Genomic DNA, 19,740 nt, shown 5'->3' on the forward strand with positions numbered 1-19,740 from the left:
TGGGCATCACCGCAGATGTCGGAGTGACGTACCCCATACCAAGTATCGACGGTGTCGTGCTGCCGAGGTGAACGTGGCCGGGGCGATGGTGGATCGATGGATGCATCGCAGCAGACGGCGGATGAAGTGGCCGAACGGCTTTTCGGCTCGCTCCTCGGCACGGTTGAGATCGTCTCGGTCTTCATCGGAGACCGGCTGGGGTGGTATCGATCCCTGGCTAATGAGGGGCCGGCGAGTGCGGTCGAGTTGGCGGGGCGGACGGGGACACAGGTGCGGTACGCACGGGAGTGGCTCGAGCAGCAGGCGGTGGTGGGGCTGTTGGTGGTCGACAAGGAAGGCGAGCCCGACGATCGCCGGTTCGCCATCCCGGCCAGCACGGCGGAGGTGATGACGGACTCGACCAGCCTGGCTTATCTGGTGCCCATCGCCCGGATGTTCGGGACGGTTGGCTCGGCGCTGCCTCGGCTCATGGAGGCTTACCGGAATGGGGGCGGGGTCAGCTGGGACGATCTCGGCGATGACGCGCGGCAGTCCCAGGCCGATGGCAATCGTCCGTGGTACGAGAAGCAGCTCGGTTCGGCGCTGGCCGGCGTGCCCACCGTTCATGACACGCTCTCCACTCCGGGGTGTCGGATTCTCGACGTCGGCTCCGGTGGGGGATGGTCGAGCATCGCCTTGGCTCGCGCCTACCCCGAGGCCACCGTGCTCGGCATCGACATCGACCAGCCTTCGGTCGACATGGCCGTGGCGAACGCCCGCGAGGCAGGTGTCGAGGAGCGGGTGCGGTTCGTGTGCCAGGACGCAGCCACGCTTGAGGAGGGGACCGTCGACGTGGCCTTCGCCTTCGAGTGCGTGCACGACATGCCCCGGCCGGTCGACGTGCTCAGCGCGGTCCGGAGGACGCTCGTGCCCGGCGGGTCGCTGGTGGTGATGGACGAGGCCGTGGCGGACAGCTTCGCCCCGGACGGCGACGAGCTGGAGCGGTTGATGTATGGGTTCAGCCTGCTGGTGTGTCTGCCGGACGGGCTCTCGTCGCCGCCGAGCGTCGGGACCGGGACGGTGATGCGCCCTTCGACGTTGCAGGGCTACGGCGAGGCAGCGGGGTTCAGCGGGTTCGAGGTCCTTCCGATCGAGGGGTTCGGGTTCTGGCGGTTCTACCGGCTCTCCTGATCTCATCCGCAGGTCGGGCTTTCGCAGCGGCGTACGGTGGGATCGAACCACTAGCTCGCCTGAGGCGGCGCCATGAAGATCACCTCGTCCCGGGCCGTCGCCACGGTCCTCGGCGCACTTGCGCTCGGCGGGTGCGGCACCGAGACCCCCTCGGCGACAAGCACGCCGTCGACACCGTCAGCGTCACCGTCGGCCACGGCACCCTCGACCCCCTCGGCGCCGGCCTCGCCGTCCGCCACCGAGACGCCGCCGCTGTCCTCCGACGGCCGACCGATGCGCGGGGAGCTGTCCATCCCGCGCATCGGCGTCACCGACCTCGAGGTCGTGCCCTACCGCGGCTGGACCGACGACGCCCCCGGGACCGAGATCCAGAACGGCGGCGTCGCGGCCAGCCCGTACGGCCCTCGCGGCGGCACCGGGCCGGGTGGAATCGGCAACTACCAGGTGACCGCGCACCGGCTCTCCTCCACGAAGGCGTTCCTCAGGCTGCCCGAGCTCCAACGAGGCGACCGGGTCCGGGTGCGGACCGAGGAGGCGACGTACGTCTATCGCATCACCGGCACCCGGGAGACGTCGTTCCGGTCGCCCGCGTCGCTGCGCGCCCAGCGCGCGGCGGTTCCCGGCAAACCCGGCCAGGAGCCCACCCGCGCGATGATCACGCTGTCGACCTGCGCCACGCCCGAGGACCACGCCGAGGGCAACTACTGGTCCGACGAGTTCGACAACCCCGAGCATCGCATCGACAAGATCGGCGTCCTCGTGGCCGTGCGGTGAGGGCCGCCGTCAGTGACCGCCCAGGTCGCGGCGCTGATGCATCCGCCCGTTCGCATCGAGCTCGATGACGGTGTCGATGCCGATCCGCTGCAGGAACCCGTGGTCGTGGCTGACCACGAGCAGGGCGCCGCGGTAGGCGTCGAGGGCCTCGGCGAGCTGCTCGACGCTGGTGATGTCGAGGTTGTTGGTCGGCTCGTCGAGGATCAGCAGCTGGGCGGGCGGGTCGGCCAGGAGGAGACGGGCGAGGGAGACGCGGAAGCGTTCGCCGCCCGAGAGCGTACGCACCGGGCGGTCCACGCTGTCGCCCCGAAGGAGCAGCCGGGCGAGCTGGTTGCGGATGGTGCCAGGCGGGAGGTCCGGGGCCACGCTGCGTACGTTCTCCATCGCGCTGGCCTCGTCGTCGAGGCCGTCGAGACGCTGGGGGAGGAGGCCCACCAGGTCGGTGAGAAGACGGCCATGGGGCCGCCCCGACACCGGGTCGCCACCCTGGACGAGCTGGTCGAGAAGGGTCGACTTCCCGGAGCCGTTCGCGCCGATCAGCGCCACCCGCTCCGGCCCCTGGATCACGACGGTCCGGTCCCCGTCCGCCAGCTCCACGATCCGCCGGCTGCGAGGCACACCAGGATCGGGGAGGGTGAGGTGGATGTGCTCCTCGTTGCGTACGCGGGCACCGGCCGCATCGACGGCGGCCTGGGCAGCCTTCACCTTGTCGTCCAGCGTCGAGCGGAGCGAGCCGGCGGACGCCTGGGCCTTGCTGGCACGGTTGCCGGCCAGGATCTTCGGGATCCCGCCGTCCTTCTGGGTCTTCTTCGCGGTCCGTTCGCGGCGGGCGAGCTTCGTCTCGGCCTCGATGCGCTGCCGCTTCTCGACCTTGAGCGCCTGCTGCGCGGACCGGGCGGCCTGCGATGCCGCTGCCTGCTCCTGCTCCCGGTGCTCCTTCCAGGCGCTGTACGGTCCGCCGTACGTGCTCAGCGTGCCGTCGAACAGCTCGGTGGTGCTGTCCATGTGCTCGAGCAGCTCGAGGTCGTGGCTGACCACCACGAGCGTCCCCGGCCACTGGTCGACGAACTCGGCGAGCTTGGCGCGGGTGGCTCGGTCGAGGTTGTTCGTGGGCTCGTCGAGCAGCGTGATCGGGGTACGGCGGATGCGCAGGCCGGTGATCGCGATCAGCATGCCCTCGCCGCCGGAGATCTCGGCGACGCGACGGTCGAGGTCGGCGGCGGAGAAGCCGATCTGGTCCAGGGCCTCGTCGGCGCGGGACTCGATGTCCCAGTCGTCGCCGATCGCGTCGAAGTGACGCTGGTCGACCTCGCCGGACTCGATCGCCCGGATCGCGGCGAGGATGCCGTCGATGCCGAGCAGGTCGGCGATAGTCGTGTCGCGCTGCAGCGTGAGCGTCTGCGGCAGGTAGCCGACCTCGCCACCGGCGTCGATCTTCCCGGAGGTCGGTGTCAGCTCGCCCGCGATGAGGCGGAGCAGGGTGGACTTTCCGGCGCCGTTGCGACCGATCAGGCCGGTCCTGTCAGTGCCGAAGGTGCCGTTGACCCGTTCGAGCGCGACGGTGCCGTCGGGCCACTCGAAGGTCAGGTCGCGCAGGGTGATGGCAGATGGGGTGGACATGGCTGTGTTCTCTCGTCTCTTCCGTCGAGCGCCGAGAGGGCGCGACGGGAATCAGGTACGTGTCGACAGGAACGCGAACGTGCCGGAGAGCCCCACGCGTCGACGCCCGGCAAGGGCGGACGCGCGTGTGCGTCGAGAAGTGATCGTTCACCGGTGCGGGATGCCCGCACGGGCGAAGCCACCGGCAGTCCGGTGGCTAGATCTTGTCCACTTCGATCAGCTCCACGCCTTCACTTTAACAGCCGTGCGGGCCCGCTCACCCGACGAACCCTTCCTGCTCCGCCTCCACGAACCACGGCGCCCGGCGGAGAACGGGCAGCACATCATCGGGCACGTCGAGGAGCACCAGCTCGGTCTCGTTGGAGGCGAGGTCGTCGCGCAGCGAGCGGAGGGTGTTGAGCAGCGGGACGGTGACGTGGGTGAGCGCGGAGACGTCGAGGGTGACCGTTCGGAGATCGGCGGCCTGCACCAGCCCGAGCGCCGCGTCGTACGTCGCCTGGGCGTTGCCGGTGTAGAGGTCGCCGGTGAGCAGCAGCGGCAGCACCCCCGCGGGAACCGACGGACCCTCGAGCCTGCGCACCCGCGGCTGATTCACCGCGCGGATGACCAGCAGCAGCGTGAGACCGACCCCGACCGCGACACCGAGGAGCATCCCGCCGGTCAGGCCGACGACGGCGACGGCCACGGCGACCCAGAGCTCCGCCCGATCGACAGCGGCGTACGTCCCGAGCTCCCGTGGATCGAGCAGACCGGCCACCGCGACCAGCACCATGGCGGCCAGGATGGTCTGGGGCAGGTCGGCCAGCAGAGGCGCCAGCGCGAGCGCGACGAGCAGCGCCAGACCCACCGTGACCAGCCCGGAGACCTGGGTGCGGGCACCCGAGCGAAGGTTCACGGCCGACTGCGAGAACCCGCCCGCAGGCGGCAGCGACTGGGTGAGCCCACCGGCCAGGGCGCCGATGCCGGTGGCGACCAGCTCGCGGTCCACATCGATGGCAGGCTCGTGGCGACGCCGGTTGGTCCGCGCCACCAGCACCGTCTCCAGGAACGACATGAGCGCGATCGCGATCGCGCCGGGAAGCAGCCCGACCACGTCGTCGACGACCGGCAGGCTCAGCGACGGCAGCCCGGTCGGCACCGGGTCGATGAGGGCGAGACCGCGATCCTCGACGCCGCTGAGCGCCACCAACAAGATGCCCGCGGCGACGACGACGAGCGGCCCCGGCACCGCCGGTGCCACCCGCCGGAGCACCAGGAGCATCACGATCGCGGTGACTCCGACCACCGCGGTCACCGCCGAGAGCTCAGGGAGCTCGCGGGCGACCGCGACCAGCTCCTCGACGAAGCCTTCCGCCTCCGGGTCCGCCGACAGCCCGAGCAGAGCCGGCAGCTGGCTGGCGACCACGGTGAGCCCCACGCCGAGCCGGATTCCGGTCATGGTGGCGGGGGAGATGCTCTCGACCAGCGCGCCCAGCCGGGCCAGCCGCATGATCAGCAGGCAGACGCCGACGAGGAAGGTCAGCGTGAACGCGGCCCGCATGAGCTCGTCGGGGTCACGCTCGGGCAGGGTGGCCAGCGAGCTGGCCACCAGGACGGAGATGGTCGACGTCGTCGAGACGCTCAGCGCGCGTGAGCCGCCGAGCAGGGCGTACGCAGCCATCGGCAGCAAGCACGTGTAGAGCCCGACGCTGGCAGGCATGCCCGCGATCGTGGCGTACGCCATGGCCTGGGGGATCACGACCGTCCCGGTCGCGAGCCCCGCGAGCACATCGCCGCGCAGCCACGAGCGGTCGTAGCCACGCATCGTCGGGATCAACCACGTCTTCACGACGCCACTCCATCGCGACCGGGCGGTCCGGCAGGTCACCCGAGTCGGGGGAGGTCTCGCACGGGAGGGCTTGCCTAGCCTCCGAGCACAGACACGAGGAGGTTTCATGTCCGACAAGCCCAACATCCTGATCATCTGGGGCGACGACATCGGCATCAGCAACCTGAGCTGCTACAGCGACGGGCTGATGGGCTACCGCACACCGAACATCGACCGGATCGCCGCCGAGGGCATCCGCTTCACCGACTCTTACGGCGAGCAGAGCTGTACGGCGGGCCGCGCGGCGTTCATCACCGGGCAGAACCCCTACCGCACGGGCCTCACCAAGGTCGGCATGCCCGGCGCGGACCTCGGTCTGCGCGCCGAGGACCCGACGATCGCGACGGCGCTGAAGTCGCTGGGCTACGCGACCGGGCAGTTCGGCAAGAACCACTTCGGCGACCGCGACGAGTTCCTGCCGACCATGCACGGCTTCGACGAGTTCTTCGGCAACCTCTACCACCTCAACGCCGAGGAGGAGCCCGAGCAGTACGACTACCCGCGGGAGGACGAGTTCCCCAACTTCCGCAAGAGGTTCGGGCCGCGCGGGGTCATCCACTCCTGGGCCAACGACGACGGCACCCAGCGCATCGAGGACACCGGCCCGCTCACCAAGGAGCGGATGAAGACGATCGACGACGAGGTCGTCCCCGAGGCGCTGCGGTTCATGAGCGACGCCAGCTCGAGCGACACCCCGTTCTTCGTGTGGCTCAACACCACCCACATGCACTTCCGCACCCACATCAAGGACGGCAGCCGCGGCAAGGCCGGCCGGTGGCAGTCGGAATACCACGACACGATGGTCGACCACGACGAGCTGGTCGGGTCCGTCCTGGACTACCTCGACGAGAACGGCCTGGCCGACAACACCATCGTCATGTACTCCACCGACAACGGCCCCCACATGAACAGCTGGCCCGACGCCGGCATGACCCCGTTCCGCAACGAGAAGAACTCCAACTGGGAGGGTGCCTACCGGGTCCCTGCCATGGTCCGCTGGCCCGGCCGCATCCCCGCCGGGGAGGTACGCAACGGGATCGTCAGCCACAACGACTGGTTCGTCACGCTGCTCGCCGCAGCCGGGGACACCGACGTCGCCGACCGGCTCAAGACCGGGACCGAGCTGGCGGGCACGACGTACAAGGTGCACCTGGACGGCCACAACCAGCTCGACTACTTCACCGGCGAGGCCGAGGAGAGCCCCCGCAAGCACTTCTTCTACGTCACCGACGACGGCGACCTCGCGGGCATGCGGTTCGACAACTGGAAGTTCATCTTCCTCGAGCAGCGTCGGACCGGAACGCTGGAGATCTGGCTGGACCCGTTGGTGGAGCTGCGGGCACCCAAGATCTACAACCTGCGTCTGGACCCGTTCGAGAAGGCGGAGGGCACGTCGAACACCTACTTCGACTGGATGCTCGACCACGTCTGGCTGCTCATCCCGGCTCAGACGTACGTCGCGCAGATGCTGTCCTCGCTGATCGAGTTCCCGCCGCGGCAGACGCCGGCGACGTTCAGCGTCGACCAGCTGATGGAGAAGCTCAAGGCCGGCATGCCGAGCAGCTGATGACCAGCCAGCTCATCTCTAGGCAGCCCAGCTCCAGGCACCCGGTCGTCGACCTGCCCGGAGGCACCTTCACGATGGGGTCCGACGACCACTATCCGGAGGAGGCCCCCACCCACCGCGTGCGGGTCGGGGCGTTCTCCATCGACGCCCACCAGGTCACCAACGAGCAGTTCGCGAAGTTCGTGCGCAAGACCCGCTACGTCACCGTCGCCGAGCGGCCGGTCGACCCGGCCGACTTCCCGGACGCGCCGCCGGAGAACCTGCAGCCGGGCTCGCTGGTCTTCACGCCGACACCGGGGCCGGTCGACCTGCGGCACGTCAGCCAGTGGTGGAGCTGGACTCCGGGGGCGTGCTGGTCGGCGCCGGAGGGGCCGGGCAGCTCGGTCAAACGCCGGCCCGATCATCCGGTCGTCCACGTCGCGCTGGAGGATGCCCTGGCGTACGCCGCCTGGGCAGGTGGCGACCTGCCCACCGAGGCCGAGTGGGAGTACGCCGCCCGCGGCGGGCTCGAAGGAGCGGCCTTCACCTGGGGCGACGAGCCGCGCCCGGAGGGCCGGATCATGGCCAACACCTGGGACGGTCTCGACTTCCCGTGGCGGCACACCCGCGAGAGCGGCTTCTCCCGCACCTCTCCGGTCGGGAGCTTCCCGGCCAACGGCTTCGGGCTCTACGACATGGCCGGCAACGTGTGGGAGTGGACCAGCGACTGGTGGACCGACCGGCACCCCGACGAGGTCGCGAAGCCGTGCTGCGTACCCGTCAACCCACGCGGTGGCGACGCCGAGCAGAGCTTCGACCCCGCGCAGCCCCAGTTCCGGATCGCCCGCAAGGTCGTCAAGGGCGGCTCGCACCTGTGCGCAGACACCTACTGCCTGCGCTACCGGCCCGCGGCACGACGCCCGCAGATGGTCGACACCGGCACCAGCCACATGGGCTTCCGATGCGTACGCCGCCCCGAGACCCAGCAACCGAAGGAGACACCGTGAACGACCAACTACTGCCGTCCTGGCGTCCGGGTGCCACCCGCGACGCCGTCATCGCCTTCCTCGACGCCGCCGAGGAGGTGCCCGTGGCCGACCGGATGGCCTGCTTCGACAACGACGGCACCCTGTGGTGCGAGCGTCCCACGTACGTCCAGTTCGACTTCTTCGTCGACGCGCTGCGCACCCGCGCCGCGGCCGACCCGTCGGTGAAGGAGCAGGCGGAGTTCGCGGCCCTGCTCTCGGGTGACCAGCAGGCGATCGGCGATATCGGGCTGGAGCGGATCGCGATGGCTCTCACCGGCCTCTTCGTAGGCCTCTCGCCCCAGGACTTCACCGCGCGGACTCGCGAGTTCATGGCTCGCGCCGACCACCCGACCCTCGGGCGGCCGCATCGGACCTGCACCTACGTACCGATGCTCGAGCTCATCGCCGAGCTGCGGCGCCGCGACTTCTCGGTGACCGTCGTGACCGGGGGAGGGACCGAGTTCGTCCGCGCCATCAGCCAGGACCTCTACGGAGTGCCGCCCGAGGCAGTGGTGGGCACGCTCATCGAGTACGACTACGCCCCGGACCCGCCGCGGCTGAGCCGGTCGGGTCGCCTGGTCGGCGCCGCCAACGAGGGCACCGCCAAGGTGTCGAACATCCAGACCCAGCTGGGACGACGCCCGATCCTCGCCGTCGGCAACTCCGGCGGCGACCGGGAGATGCTGGAGTGGGCGGCGACCGGCGATGGCCCGACACTCGCGCTGCTCGTCGACCACGACGATGCCGAGCGCGAGTTCTCCTACGTCAGCACCGCACAGACCTTCACCGAGCCCGAGCCGATCACCGACGTCGGCGCCCGTCTCGGCTGGACTGTGATCAGCATGGCCCGCGACTGGGAGACGATCTTCGACTGAGCCGGGTCGGCAGGTCGCGGGACGGCCGGGTCAGTCGGGGATCGTGACGACCTCGATGACGTCGATGTCATCGGCGCGCAGCGCGTGCAGGACACCCTGCAGCGCCTCCTGGTCGGGGACCTCGCCGGTGAGCGTCGACTGCTCGTGATGCGCTTGGACGGCCAGCTGCGGGAACGCCTTCTGAAGCTCGACCGAGAGCTCACCGTTCACCCTGATCAGGACCCTTGTCATGGTCTTCCTCGACTGCTCACGTACTGCACGCTACGAATCACTTCAGCGCCGTGGTTCACCGAATTCGGGTGATGCTGTCCGCCGGCCGTGCCGGAATCGTCGGAGTCGAACACAGACGACGACAGCAAGGGACAAGCGATGGCGACCCTGACGGTATGGAAGTACGACACGACCGAAGGCGCAGACCAGGCTGTGAAGAACCTCGAGGAGCTGGTCAGGCAGGAGCTCATCATCCTCGAGGATGCCGCGACCGTGCACTGGGAGGTCGGCAAGAAGAAGCCGAAGACCAAGCAGCTGACCAGCACCAAGGCCCTGGGAGCGATGAGCGGCACGTTCTGGGGCATGCTCTTCGGACTCATCTTCTTCGTACCGCTGCTGGGCGCAGCGGTCGGCGCGGCGACCGGCGCCCTGACCGGATCGCTGACCGACGTGGGCATCGACGACGCCTTCATCAACAAGGTCCGCGACCAGGTCACCCCCGGCACCTCGGCGCTGTTCCTGATGACCTCCGACGCGGTGGTCGACAAGGTGCACGAGGCGATGAAGGGCCACGAGGGCGAGCTGATCTTCACCAACCTCAGCAGTGAGCAGGAGAAGGCGCTGCGCGAGGTCTTCGCCGAGTGACGTCATGGCCAGCCTGACCGCGTGGGTCTACGACCGGATCATGGGCGCTTCAGACGCCGAGGTCTGGCTCCAGGACCTGCAGGAGCGTGGTGCGCTCACCGTCCATGACGCCATCACGCTCACCTGGTTCCCAGGAGCGGAGGAGCCGCAGATCGGCCATCTTCGCCACCGTACGACGGGCGCAGCAGCCAAGGGCTCGTTGCTCGGTGGTCTTCTCGGGATCCTCGTGTTCAACCCGGTCGCGGGCGCCGTTGTGGGGGCGGCGTCCGCGGCCGCGGTTCAACGTCTGAGACAGGCAGGGATCGGTGACGAGCTGCTCACCGAGGTCGCCGGCCACCTCGGTCCCGGCAAGTCCGCACTCGTGGTGCTGAGCAGCGACGCGGACCCGGACGCGGTCATCGCGGCCATGAAGCACGGAAACCCAACCCTCGTCTACGCCGAGCTGGACGACGAGGTCGCCGAGGAGCTCAAGGACATCCTCCGCGCCGAGACAACAGAACCGACTGACGACGGAGACTGATCATGGCGATGAACCAACCTCCCACCCGACGACTGCAGCCCACGGTCAACGCCGGGCGGCTCTGGGCGGGCGGCGCAGCCGCCGCCGTCGTGGCCGCGCTGCTCGCGGTCGCCGGCATCGTGATCGCCCGGGGCATCTTCGACGTACCCATCCTCGCGCCCGAGGGCGACGGGGTCTGGGGAGACGCCTCGACGTGGTGGTACGCCGTGTGGGCAGCGATCGCCGGGTTGCTGGCCACGGCCGTCGCCCACATCCTCCTCCTGACCACACCGCAGCCGCGGACCTTCTTCGGGTGGATCGTCGGCCTGGCCACCGTCATCGCGGCGCTGTGGCCGTTCACGTCCGACGCGGGTCTGGACACCAAGCTCGTCACCATGCTGATCAACCTGGTGCTCGGGATCGCCATCGGCTCGCTGGTGTCGACAGTCTCACGAAGCGCGGTACTCCCCGAGGTCCGGTGAGGTCTCGTGGGCCAGGCGGTCTCAGATCAGCCCGCGCTCGCGTGCCTCGCGCACCGCGGCCGAGCGGGTGTTGACCCCGAGCTTCTGGTAGATCGAGCGTACGTGGGTCTTCACCGTGTTCTCGCTGACCCCTTCGGCCTGCGCGATCTCGGGGATCGTCAGCCGCGAGGGGAGGTCATGGAGCACGTCGACCTCGCGTGCGCTCAGTAGCGTGTCGATCACCCCCGCGGCGCGGTCCGCCTGCTCGGCGTGATGGGCGAGCAGGGCCGCGACGAAGCCCTCGGCGGGACCGAACCGTGAGCGGTTCCTCGACAGCAGCGGCTCCAGATGAGGCCACACGTCGATGAACGGCCGGCGGAAGTTGTTGGGGACCGCCCACTCGAGCGCCTTCCTGAGCGCATCGAAGGCGCGGACGTCGTTGCCCAGGGACGACTCCAAGGCCGCAGCCAGCACCTGCGCGTAGACGACGGTCGTCGGTACGTGTGCCGGGCGGGTCCCGTCGCGCACCGGCTCGAGCTCGGTCAGCGCGTCGCGGGTCCGTCCGGCGGCGGCGAGGATCTGGGCGTCCGGGATCGTGCACTCGGCGCTTCGCGGCATCTGGGCGCGGACGCGGGCCGCGGTCTGCGCCGCCCAGTCCTCGCTGCCGATGGCGAGGGCCACCCGGATCTCCTGGGGCGTGACGGCGCTGATCGCGGCGGGAGAGATGTGTTCGGCGGGCTCGATCTGCCAGATCCGCCGGAAGGCCGCGGCGGCCGCAGCCCGCTCCGGTCCCGTCGTGGCCTCGAAGGTCGCCAGCGCGTGCATGCCGCGTACGCCGAACTCGACCTCGGAGTTGTTCACGCCGTCCAGCGCTCGCATGCCGAGCTCGGCGTACTGCAGCTGTCTTTGGCAGTCTCCGGTCTGGAAGGCGGTCCATGCGGCCACGAGATAGGAGTAGGCCAGCCGCGGCGAGTCCCGCCAGCCGTGCCGGGTGGCGAACGCGATGGCCTGGTCGGACCAGTCGAGGGACGCATTGAAGTCGCACATCGCGCCGGTCATCCCGGACAGCTGTGACATGGTCTCGAGCACGACCTGGTCGTAGCGACGGCTGCGGGCCAGCACCAGCGCCTGCTCGAGGTCGTCGATGGCTCCGAGATAGTCGCCGGCGCGCATCCGGGCGGGTCCGCGCTGGGAAAGGAGGACCAGGTTGACGTCGCTGTCTCCCGTCGTGGCGATGTCGAGGATCGCGCTGTCCTGCAGGGCCGCGACGACGTCGCCCCCGGCGAGGGCACGCTGGACGACGGCCGCGGCGACCATCGCTGCGTACGTCGGTTCGGATCGTGGATCGCCGGCCGGCACGACGCTCAGCGCATCGTCGGCCGCAGGAAGGTCGTTGACATCAAGTGCCGCCAGAGCGGCGATGACTGCGACCCGATGGTCGGTGGCGATCCCATCGCGGGATGCAAGGGCTGCGCGTACGAGATCACCGCGGCCGGAGAGGATCATCTGGAGTCCGTTCGCGCGGAGCAGGGCGTCGAGCAGGTCCTGGTCCCCGCCCCGCGCCGCATGCCGCAATGCGGTCGCGGGTTCGCCGTGTGCGTCGAGCCAGACCGCGGTGGCCCGGTGCTGGCGTGCCGGAGCCTCGACGTCGCGTCGGGCCAGAGCGGCGAGCAGGCAGCTCCGCAGCAGGGCGTGGTAGCGGTACCACGCGGAGTCGCCCGACTGGCTGACGAGCGCGTTCGCCGTGCACAGCCGGTCGAGCAGGGCGCCGGCGTCGGGCCTGCCGGAGAGGTGGGCAGCCAGGTCGATGGACAGGTGGTGGGGCGCGCAGGTCGCGTAGAGGAACTCGACCAGCTCCGGTTCGAGCCGGTGGACGACCTCGGTCAGGACGTACTCGATCACCGTGCGGACGTCGCCGTCGAAGGACGCGACGACCTCGGCAGGGTCGTCGCCGACCATGGCCGCGACCACCGCCATCCGGAGCGCTGCGGCCCAGCCCTCGGTCAGGCCGACGAGATTCGAGATCGCGTCCGCCGTCATCGGTAGGTCGCTGGCCGCGAACAGCTCCAGCGCCTCGCCGTCGGTGAAGGCGAGGTCCTTGCCGCGTACGTCCGAGAGCGACCCGTCGAGCCGCAGCCGGTGGAGCGTGAGCGTCGGCTCGGATCGGCACGCCATCACCAGGCCCACCTCGGGCGGCAGCTCGGCGAGGAGGATGTCGAGCCCGCGCAGGACCTCGTCGTCGTGGAGCAGATGTACGTCGTCCAGCACGATCCAGCGCACCCCGGCGGCCAGGAGCGACTCAACGACCTTCGTGACGAACCCCGGCTCGGTCCCCTGCGCGGGCGGGGTCAACCCGTCGAGCTGCTCGGTCCTCCCGGGCAGGCCAGCCAGGACGAGGGCCTCGATCAGCGCCGACCAGAACTCGAACGGCCCATCGTCCTGCTTGTGCAGCGACAACCAGGCCACCGGCTCCTCGCGAGCGGCGGCGCGGGTGGCCCAGTCGGCCACGAGCATGCTCTTCCCATAGCCCGCAGGGGCGCAGACCAGGGTGAACCGGCACTGCCCGACGGCGTCCTCGACCAACCGAGACCGGCTGACGAACGTGGGCAGTATCCGCGGAACGCGCAGCCTTGTCGGCGCCACGTAGGCACGGGAACCGGTATCTAACATTCGCAAACTTTCGAGTTTCCCATCTCCGAGAAGACTTTTACCGGCAACCATCCAATCAGCGACTCGTCGATAGAGTAAGGAGTCAAAGGGCCCGTATACGGGCCCGGGATACGCACACTCGGGTGGTCGCGCTCACCCCAATCGGGTGAGACGGACGGTCCGTACGGGCTAGACCATGGGAGCCGTGAGCCCCAGGACACAGAGCCCGGAAGAGTCGGCCACGAGTTGGCCACCGCAGTTCAGGGTCCTGGCGGTCCTGTTCGGATCCGCTGCGGTGGTGATCCTCGTGGCCGGGCTGCAGGCAGCCAGCGACATCCTCGGGCCGCTGTTCCTCGCGATGGTGCTGACCATCGTCGTCCATCCGGCGCGGAACTGGCTGGCGCAGCGCGTGCCGGCGGGCGTCGCCACCGCCCTCTCCATCATCGCGGTCGTCGCCGGGATCATCGGTCTCGGCGTGTGCGTGGTGCTCGCGGTGGCGCGCTTCGCCACCTTGCTGAGCACCTACAGCGGTGTCGCCAAAGAGCGCGTCGATGACCTGACCGACTGGCTCACCAGGGTCGGCATCGGCACGGACGAGGTGCTCAAGATCGTCGAGTCGTTCGACCTCTCGAACCTGCTGTCCGTGGTCTCCGGTGCTCTGAACGGGATGTTCGGGGTGCTGTCCACGGTGGTCTTCATCCTGGCGCTGTGCCTGTTCATGGCCATCGACGCGACGGCACTGCCGCGCCAGCTGGCCTCGGTCAGCCGTCGGCGCCCGGGCCTCGTGGACGCCCTGTCCTCGTTCTCGGTCGGAACGCGCCGCTACCTGCTGGTCTCGACGGTGTTCGGACTGATCGTCGCCGCCCTCGACACCGTGGCGCTCTACCTGCTGGGCGTGCCGGCGCCGTTGGTGTGGGGCCTGCTCGCGTTCCTGACCAACTACATCCCGAACGTCGGCTTCGTGATCGGGCTGATACCACCGGCGATCCTCGCTTTGCTGGACGACGACCTCGCGCTGATGCTCGCGGTCATCGCCGTCTACTGCCTCTTGAACGTGGTGATCCAGTCGGTGATCCAGCCGAAGGTCGTCGGTGAGGCCGTCGGCCTCTCGGTGACGCTGACGTTCCTGTCACTGATCTTCTGGTCGTGGATCATGGGCCCGATCGGTGCCGTCATGGCGGTCCCGTTCACCCTGTTCGTACGCGCGGTCTTCGTGGAGGCCGACCCGGCGAAGCGCTGGCTGATGCCGCTCATCGCGGGAAGCGCCCCGGTGGAGCTACTCGGGGATGGTGACGATCTCGATGACGTCGACCCCCAGCGAGCTGAGTAGGTCCAGCACGCCCTGCAGCTCCTTGGCGTCCGCGAGGTCACCGACCAGGGTCGTCGTCGCCCGCTGCGTGGCCCGGGTCAGGTGGGGGAACGTCTCGATGACGTCGTCCGACACCGACGAGCCCACCCGGATGAGGATCCGGGTCATGAGCGCATCACGTCGATCATGTGTTCGTTCATGGTTGGCTCCAGCGAGTGTCCTGGACGTTGGTTTGACCAACGTAAGCGGCGAGGCGCCCGGAGCGGTCACCGGAAACGGGCGAGGGTGAGCAGACGAGCCCGGGGGAACACTGCTCACGTGGACGTGGCTGCCCTGCGGGGCCGGGTGGAGGCCTTGGTCGCCCACGTCCCCCTGCTGCGGAAGCTCGCCACAGAGACCATTCGGATCGAGTTCATCGACCGGTGCATGCTGATCGCCGCCCAGGCGCTCTTGGCCATGGTGCCCATGCTGGTCGTACTCGCGGCCTTCCTGCCCCACCTCACCGGAAACGCCCTGGAACAGGTCTCGCAGGTCACCGGCGTCGGTGACGAGGCGGTACGCCAGGTGTCGGGAGAGGTCAACCTGGACCAGGTACGTTCCGAGACCGGGGCGTTGGGCCTGGCGATCACGATCGTGTCGGCGACCTCGTTCGGCCGTGCCGTGCAGCGGATGTTCGAGCGGGTATGGGAGCAGGAGCACATCGGAGGACTGCGCGGAGCCCGTCGCTGTCTGCTCTGGGTCGTTGTCTGGCTGGCCTGCCTCGGGGTGGTCAACACGGTCGTCAGCCTGCTCACCGATCCGGGAGACCTGCTCCGTCCGTTGCTCCAGATCCTGGGCGCGTGCGCCGTCTGGTGGGGGAGCAGCTGGGTGCTGCTGTTCGGACGCGCCCGTGGATTGCTGCTGCTCCCGGGCGCGGTGCTGACCGGCGTGGTGCAGGTCCTCTACAGCCGAGGCTCGGCGTGGTTGATGCCTCCCTATGTCGAGTCGAACGCCGAGCAGTTCGGCATGCTGGGCGTGATCCTCGCGCTCTCGACCTGGCTGATCGGCTTCGGCGGCATCATCGTCGGCGGTGCGCTGCTCGGCCGGCTGCTCGTCGAGGACCCGGTCGTCGCCTGGTTCGTGCAGCAGGTGCGTACGTTTCTCACCCGGAGCAGGTGAGGCCGGCGGACGCCGCCTGCGCTGAGGTCGGGCCATGGGCGAAGCAATAGGCGAGTCTCTGCCGATCGCGGTGGGTGTGCTCGTCAGCCCCATGCCGATCGTCGCGCTGGTCCTCATGCTGGTCAGCCGCCACGCCAGCTCTAACGGGACGGCCTTCGTCGTCGGGTGGCTGGCGGGCATCTTCGTGCTCGGTACGATCGTCGCGCTGCTCGTCGGTGCGGCCGGATCAGGCGACGCGGACACCCCGACGTGGGCGGCCCTGCTGAAGATCGTCCTCGGAGCTCTGCTCCTCCTGCTCGCCCTACGCAGTTGGCAGGGCAGGCCGGAGGAGGGCGAGCCTGCGGCCACTCCGTCGTGGATGGCCGCGCTGGACGAGTTCAACGCGTTCAAGGCCTTCGGCACCGGCGTACTCCTGGGATCGGTCAACCCCAAGAACCTGCTGCTCGTGGTCTCGGCCGCCAGCACGATCGCGACGGCGACGGCGGTGACCGGCGAGCGGATCGTGGCGATGGCCGTCTTCACCTTCGTCGCCAGCCTGGGCGTGCTGGTGCCGTTCGGCATCTACCTGTTGGCAGGTGAGCGCGCGGCCCGGCTGCTGGAGGGCATCAAGGCCTGGATGATCGCCCACAACGCGGCCATCATGACGGTTCTCCTCCTCGTGCTCGGGGTCAAGATGGTCGGCGACGGAGTGGGGTCGCTCTGATGGACGCTTCCACCTGGGTCGCGAGCCTCGTCAGCGCAGCGCTCGTCGTCGCCCACATCACCGTCTGTCTGGTGGCGCTGGGTGTGATCCCCGGCGGCCGGAAGCCGTCGACGGGCCTGGCCTGGCTGTTCCTCATCCTGGCGCTGCCGGCGTTCGGCCTGCTCGCGTTCCTGCTCTTCGGGAGCACCAGCGTCGGCCGCAAGCGCCGGGCTTGGCAGCGGCAGGTCAACGAGCTGGTCAGCGCGGAGATCAGGTACGACCCGGCGGCACAGACCGCTCCGGTGGGCCCCTCGGTCGGCGCCGTGCGCCTCAACGAGCGCCTGGGATCACTGCCCTTGACCGGGGACAACCGGATCGAGGTCCATCCCGACTACGCGCGGACGTTCGCGGCGATGACCGAGGTCGTACGCAGTGCCAAGTGGTTCGTGCACGTCGAGTTCTACATCTCGGCCTGGGACGAGGACACCAGCGACTTCTTCGACGCACTCGTCGATGCCGTCGCCCGCGGGGTGGAGGTGCGCTTCCTCTTCGACCATCTCGGCTCGCGCGGCATCCCCGGCCACCAGGACATGCTGTCGCGGCTCGATGGCTCCGGCATCAAGTGGGCGCCGATGCTGCCGGTCCGGCCGCTGCGCGGTGAGCTCCGCCGGCCGGACCTCCGCAACCACCGCAAGATCCTCGTCGTCGACGGCGTGGTGGCGTTCGCGGGCTCGCAGAACCTCATCGAACCCGGCTACAACAAGCCGAAGAACCACAAGGCGGGGCGCGAGTGGGTCGACCTGATGATCCGGATCGAGGGGCCGGCGGTGCGGGACCTGGCGGTCGTCTTCGCGACCGACTGGTACGCCGAGACCGCCGAGAGCATCCGGGACATGCTCCTTCCGCGCGAGCCCGTGGAGGTCGAGCGGCCGGAACGAGCCGCCGAGAACGTGGCGTGCCAGGTCGTGCCGAGCGGTCCCGGTTTCGTGACCGAGAACAACCTGCGCCTGTTCAACACGCTGATCTACGGCGCGCAGTCGCGGATCTGCCTGGTCAGCCCCTACTTCGTCCCGGACGAGTCGCTTCTCTACGCCGTCACGACCGCCGCCCAGCGGGGTGTCCAGGTCGAGCTGTTCGTGAACGAGGGCGCCGACCAGTTCATGGTCTTCCACGCTCAGCGCTCCTACTACGCTGACCTCCTCGACGCCGGCGTCCGGATCCGGCTCTATCCGGCGCCGTACGTCCTCCACACCAAGTTCTTCACGGTCGACGACACGATCGCCGTCGTCGGCTCCTCGAACATGGACTACCGCTCCTTCGCGCTCAACTACGAGGTCATCGTCCTGCTCGAGAGCGGGCAGGTCGTGGACGACCTGCAGAGCGTGCTCGACGACTACCGCGGGAAGTCGAGCGAGCTGACCGCTGAGGAGTGGTCGCGCCGCGGGCGCGGGGCTGCGTACGTCGACAACGTCATGCGCCTGACGGCGGCTCTTCAGTAGCCGCTGGCTGGGTAGCCGCCGCGAGGGCGGCCTCGACGGTCGGATAGACCGGCGGCGGGCCATCCTCGGCGGCCTCGGTCAGGACGTCGCGCACCTGGCCCACGTCGCCGGCGAGCGCCAGGTCGGCGCCGAGGCGCTGTAGATCGGCACGCAGCTGGGTCAGCATCTCGGTGGCGGTGACGTCGATCGACGGCGTTGCCCGGCCGTCCAGCACGACCAGTCGAAGGCCCGGCACGTCGGTGGCGAGCTCACGGACCTGCTCGCGCACGAAGTCGGCGTTGACGAACAGCAGGGGCGCTTCGACCCTGACCACCAGGACACCCGGGACCCCTGCGTACGCCGGATTGCGGCTCTGGTCGACCCACAGTCCCGGGTGCGCGGACGGCCTGTCGTCATCGGCGCCCTCGACCGGGGCCAGCGGCGCGATGTGCGGCCGCGAGGTCCGCGCGATGAGCAGGACGACCGAGGCGGCGATGCCGATCACGAGACCGGGCAGGGTGTCGAAGACGAGCACGCCGATCAGCGCCGCGACGGCGCCGACGAAGTCGGCGCGGGCGCTGATCTGGTAGATCTTGGTGACCTGTCCGGTCCGCACCCGCCACAGCCGGCGCAGCGCGGAGATGTCGACGAGCTCGATCACCGCGGCGATCACGATCGCCGCCAGGGTGGCCTCGGGAAGGTCGGCGAAGAGCTTGGTCATGAACAGCAGCGTGAGCAGCGTGAGCACCGCGGCGGTCACCGCCGAGAGCTGCGACTTCGCCCCGGCCGAGCCGTTGACGGCGGTCTTGGACAGCGAGCCGTTGACCACCATGCCGCTCGCGAGGCCGGCACCCAGGTTGGAGACGCCCAGGCCGAGCAGCTCGCGGTTCGGGTCGATGTCGTAGCCGCTCTTGGCGGCGTACGTCTTCGCGGCGCCCAGGCCCTCGGCGAACCCGACGAGCATCACGCCGACGGCGGCCGCGAGGAGGTCGCGGAACTCGGGAGCCGACACGTCCGGGAGCCCGATGGCGGGCAGGCCGGCGTCGATGTGGCCCACGATGGCGAGCCCGCGTTCGTCGAGGCCGAGCAGGGCGGTGAGCCCGATGCAGACCAGCGCCACGATCAAGGAGGCGGGAAGGAGCGGCACCAGCCGCCGCAGAACGAGCAGGACGGCGAGGCTGCCGGCCCCGATGGCGATGGTCAGGGCATCGACGTCACCCAGCTGGCGCAGCAGGTCCCAGGTCTTCTCGAAGAAGTTGCCCGAGCCCTTCTCCACGCCCACCAGCGACGGTAGCTGCCCGATGATGATCGTCAGCGCGAGCCCGATGATGAAGCCTCGTAGGACCGGCTCGCTGATGAAGGCGGCCAGGAAGCCCAGGCGCATCAGGCCGGCGATGAGCGCGACGATCCCGGTCGCGATGGCCAGGCCGACGGTGAGCGCGACGACGTCGGCCCCACCGGACGCGAAGTCCGCCACGATCCCGGCCGAGAGCGCTGCGGTGGCCGACATCGGCGCGACGATCAGATGGCGCGAGGAGCCGAGCAGGCTGTAGAGCACCAGCGCCGGCACGGCCGCGTAGAGGCCCACGACCGGCGGCACGCCCGCGATGGTGGCGTACGCCAACGACTCCGGTACGAGCACGGCCCATACGGTGAGCCCGGCGAGGATGTCGGACCTGATCCAGGACGGCGAGTAGCCGCTGAACGACGGAGCGATGAGTCTGGCCACGATCGGTGAGGCTGCTACGACGGGCCTGTTCCGGGATCGC

18 protein-coding genes are annotated in these 19,740 nt (G+C 69.5%); 12 read left to right on the forward strand and 6 right to left on the reverse strand.

All coding sequences use genetic code 11. From position 1 onward, the window contains the following. The first annotated feature begins 96 nt into the window (after positions 1-96). A complete protein-coding gene (locus ABZU72_RS01210) occupies positions 97-1,170 on the forward strand; it encodes a methyltransferase domain-containing protein (RefSeq protein ID WP_355017085.1) in 1,074 nt (357 codons plus the stop codon). 72 nt (positions 1,171-1,242) lie between these two features. Further along, entirely contained in the window at positions 1,243-1,944 is a 702-nt protein-coding gene (locus ABZU72_RS01215) for a sortase (protein WP_355017086.1), read from the forward strand. A 9-nt stretch (positions 1,945-1,953) separates the two neighbouring features. On the opposite strand, the gene ABZU72_RS01220 is transcribed toward ABZU72_RS01215, so the two are convergent. Both ABZU72_RS01220 and ABZU72_RS01225 read right to left on the reverse strand, forming a co-directional pair. After that, positions 1,954-3,564 (reverse strand): ABC-F family ATP-binding cassette domain-containing protein, encoded by a 1,611-nt coding sequence (locus tag ABZU72_RS01220; RefSeq protein ID WP_355017087.1) that lies wholly within the window; start codon positions 3,562-3,564, stop codon positions 1,954-1,956. A gap of 256 nt (positions 3,565-3,820) precedes the next feature. Then, positions 3,821-5,392 (reverse strand): SulP family inorganic anion transporter, encoded by a 1,572-nt coding sequence (locus ABZU72_RS01225; protein WP_355017088.1) that lies wholly within the window; start codon positions 5,390-5,392, stop codon positions 3,821-3,823. A 106-nt stretch (positions 5,393-5,498) separates the two neighbouring features. Here ABZU72_RS01225 and ABZU72_RS01230 point away from each other — a divergent pair, with 106 nt between their 5' ends. The 3 genes from ABZU72_RS01230 to ABZU72_RS01240 are packed head-to-tail and all read left to right on the forward strand — an operon-like array spanning position 5,499 to position 8,880. Further along, positions 5,499-6,998 carry an arylsulfatase gene (locus ABZU72_RS01230; protein WP_355017089.1) on the forward strand — a complete coding sequence of 500 codons (1,500 nt, stop codon included), beginning with the start codon at positions 5,499-5,501 and terminating at the stop codon, positions 6,996-6,998. Further along, positions 6,998-7,984 carry a formylglycine-generating enzyme family protein gene (locus ABZU72_RS01235; RefSeq protein ID WP_355017090.1) on the forward strand — a complete coding sequence of 329 codons (987 nt, stop codon included), beginning with the start codon at positions 6,998-7,000 and terminating at the stop codon, positions 7,982-7,984. The genes ABZU72_RS01230 and ABZU72_RS01235 overlap by 1 nt, the downstream gene beginning before the upstream one ends. Next, positions 7,981-8,880: an HAD family hydrolase gene (locus ABZU72_RS01240; RefSeq protein WP_355017091.1), complete on the forward strand. Its 900-nt coding sequence runs from the start codon at positions 7,981-7,983 to the stop codon at positions 8,878-8,880. Before ABZU72_RS01235 ends, ABZU72_RS01240 begins: the two co-directional genes overlap by 4 nt. Positions 8,881-8,910: 30 nt before the next feature. Here ABZU72_RS01240 and ABZU72_RS01245 read toward each other — a convergent pair whose 3' ends face one another. Then, complete coding sequence (locus ABZU72_RS01245; RefSeq protein WP_355017092.1) at positions 8,911-9,111, reverse strand: hypothetical protein; 201 nt, start codon at positions 9,109-9,111, stop codon at positions 8,911-8,913. A 138-nt stretch (positions 9,112-9,249) separates the two neighbouring features. Here ABZU72_RS01245 and ABZU72_RS01250 point away from each other — a divergent pair, with 138 nt between their 5' ends. From ABZU72_RS01250 to ABZU72_RS01260, 3 genes are read left to right on the forward strand one after another with little or no spacing between them, the layout of a single operon-like run. Continuing rightward, a complete protein-coding gene (locus ABZU72_RS01250) occupies positions 9,250-9,735 on the forward strand; it encodes a DUF1269 domain-containing protein (RefSeq protein WP_355017093.1) in 486 nt (161 codons plus the stop codon). A 4-nt stretch (positions 9,736-9,739) separates the two neighbouring features. Next, positions 9,740-10,255 carry a DUF1269 domain-containing protein gene (locus tag ABZU72_RS01255; RefSeq protein WP_355017094.1) on the forward strand — a complete coding sequence of 172 codons (516 nt, stop codon included), beginning with the start codon at positions 9,740-9,742 and terminating at the stop codon, positions 10,253-10,255. 8 nt (positions 10,256-10,263) lie between these two features. Beyond that, positions 10,264-10,716: a DUF6069 family protein gene (locus tag ABZU72_RS01260; protein ID WP_355017095.1), complete on the forward strand. Its 453-nt coding sequence runs from the start codon at positions 10,264-10,266 to the stop codon at positions 10,714-10,716. Positions 10,717-10,737: 21 nt separating this feature from the next. Here ABZU72_RS01260 and ABZU72_RS01265 read toward each other — a convergent pair whose 3' ends face one another. Beyond that, entirely contained in the window at positions 10,738-13,338 is a 2,601-nt protein-coding gene (locus ABZU72_RS01265; RefSeq protein ID WP_355017096.1) for a LuxR C-terminal-related transcriptional regulator, read from the reverse strand. Between the two features lie 211 nt (positions 13,339-13,549). Between ABZU72_RS01265 and ABZU72_RS01270 the strand changes: the two genes are divergently transcribed. Continuing rightward, a complete protein-coding gene (locus ABZU72_RS01270; protein WP_355017097.1) occupies positions 13,550-14,674 on the forward strand; it encodes an AI-2E family transporter in 1,125 nt (374 codons plus the stop codon). Here ABZU72_RS01270 and ABZU72_RS01275 read toward each other — a convergent pair. Continuing rightward, a complete protein-coding gene (locus ABZU72_RS01275; protein WP_091047354.1) occupies positions 14,621-14,821 on the reverse strand; it encodes a hypothetical protein in 201 nt (66 codons plus the stop codon). The genes ABZU72_RS01270 and ABZU72_RS01275 overlap by 54 nt on opposite strands. A 150-nt stretch (positions 14,822-14,971) precedes the next feature. Here ABZU72_RS01275 and ABZU72_RS01280 point away from each other — a divergent pair, with 150 nt between their 5' ends. Genes ABZU72_RS01280 through cls form a run of 3 tightly spaced genes read left to right on the forward strand, consistent with a single transcriptional unit; the run spans position 14,972 to position 17,992 of the window. Further along, positions 14,972-15,811 (forward strand): YhjD/YihY/BrkB family envelope integrity protein, encoded by an 840-nt coding sequence (locus ABZU72_RS01280; protein WP_355017098.1) that lies wholly within the window; start codon positions 14,972-14,974, stop codon positions 15,809-15,811. A 34-nt stretch (positions 15,812-15,845) separates the two neighbouring features. Next, positions 15,846-16,514: a GAP family protein gene (locus ABZU72_RS01285; RefSeq protein WP_355017099.1), complete on the forward strand. Its 669-nt coding sequence runs from the start codon at positions 15,846-15,848 to the stop codon at positions 16,512-16,514. Next, positions 16,514-17,992, forward strand: coding sequence for a cardiolipin synthase (gene cls / locus ABZU72_RS01290; RefSeq protein WP_355017100.1), 1,479 nt, complete (start codon positions 16,514-16,516; stop codon positions 17,990-17,992). The genes ABZU72_RS01285 and cls overlap by 1 nt, the downstream gene beginning before the upstream one ends. Here cls and ABZU72_RS01295 read toward each other — a convergent pair. Next, entirely contained in the window at positions 17,964-19,700 is a 1,737-nt protein-coding gene (locus ABZU72_RS01295) for a SulP family inorganic anion transporter (protein WP_355017101.1), read from the reverse strand. The two genes, cls and ABZU72_RS01295, sit on opposite strands and share 29 nt — an antisense overlap. Positions 19,701-19,740: the final 40 nt, after the last annotated feature.

This window comes from Nocardioides sp. NPDC004968 (assembly GCF_040608935.1).
GTDB lineage: Bacteria > Actinomycetota > Actinomycetes > Propionibacteriales > Nocardioidaceae > Nocardioides.

What these genes read in the sequence shown, in the direction of transcription:
- ABZU72_RS01215 (WP_355017086.1), top strand. Translation starts at nt 1,243, where the DNA reads ATGAAGATCACCTCGTCCCGGGCCGTCGCCACGGTCCTCGGCGCACTT.
- ABZU72_RS01250 (WP_355017093.1), top strand. Translation starts at nt 9,250, where the DNA reads ATGGCGACCCTGACGGTATGGAAGTACGACACGACCGAAGGCGCAGAC.
- ABZU72_RS01220 (WP_355017087.1), bottom strand. Translation starts at nt 3,564, where the DNA reads ATGTCCACCCCATCTGCCATCACCCTGCGCGACCTGACCTTCGAGTGG.
- ABZU72_RS01245 (WP_355017092.1), bottom strand. Translation starts at nt 9,111, where the DNA reads ATGACAAGGGTCCTGATCAGGGTGAACGGTGAGCTCTCGGTCGAGCTT.
- ABZU72_RS01285 (WP_355017099.1), top strand. Translation starts at nt 15,846, where the DNA reads ATGGGCGAAGCAATAGGCGAGTCTCTGCCGATCGCGGTGGGTGTGCTC.
- ABZU72_RS01260 (WP_355017095.1), top strand. Translation starts at nt 10,264, where the DNA reads ATGAACCAACCTCCCACCCGACGACTGCAGCCCACGGTCAACGCCGGG.
- ABZU72_RS01210 (WP_355017085.1), top strand. Translation starts at nt 97, where the DNA reads ATGGATGCATCGCAGCAGACGGCGGATGAAGTGGCCGAACGGCTTTTC.
- ABZU72_RS01230 (WP_355017089.1), top strand. Translation starts at nt 5,499, where the DNA reads ATGTCCGACAAGCCCAACATCCTGATCATCTGGGGCGACGACATCGGC.
- ABZU72_RS01235 (WP_355017090.1), top strand. Translation starts at nt 6,998, where the DNA reads ATGACCAGCCAGCTCATCTCTAGGCAGCCCAGCTCCAGGCACCCGGTC.
- cls (WP_355017100.1), top strand. Translation starts at nt 16,514, where the DNA reads ATGGACGCTTCCACCTGGGTCGCGAGCCTCGTCAGCGCAGCGCTCGTC.
- ABZU72_RS01255 (WP_355017094.1), top strand. Translation starts at nt 9,740, where the DNA reads ATGGCCAGCCTGACCGCGTGGGTCTACGACCGGATCATGGGCGCTTCA.
- ABZU72_RS01275 (WP_091047354.1), bottom strand. Translation starts at nt 14,821, where the DNA reads ATGACCCGGATCCTCATCCGGGTGGGCTCGTCGGTGTCGGACGACGTC.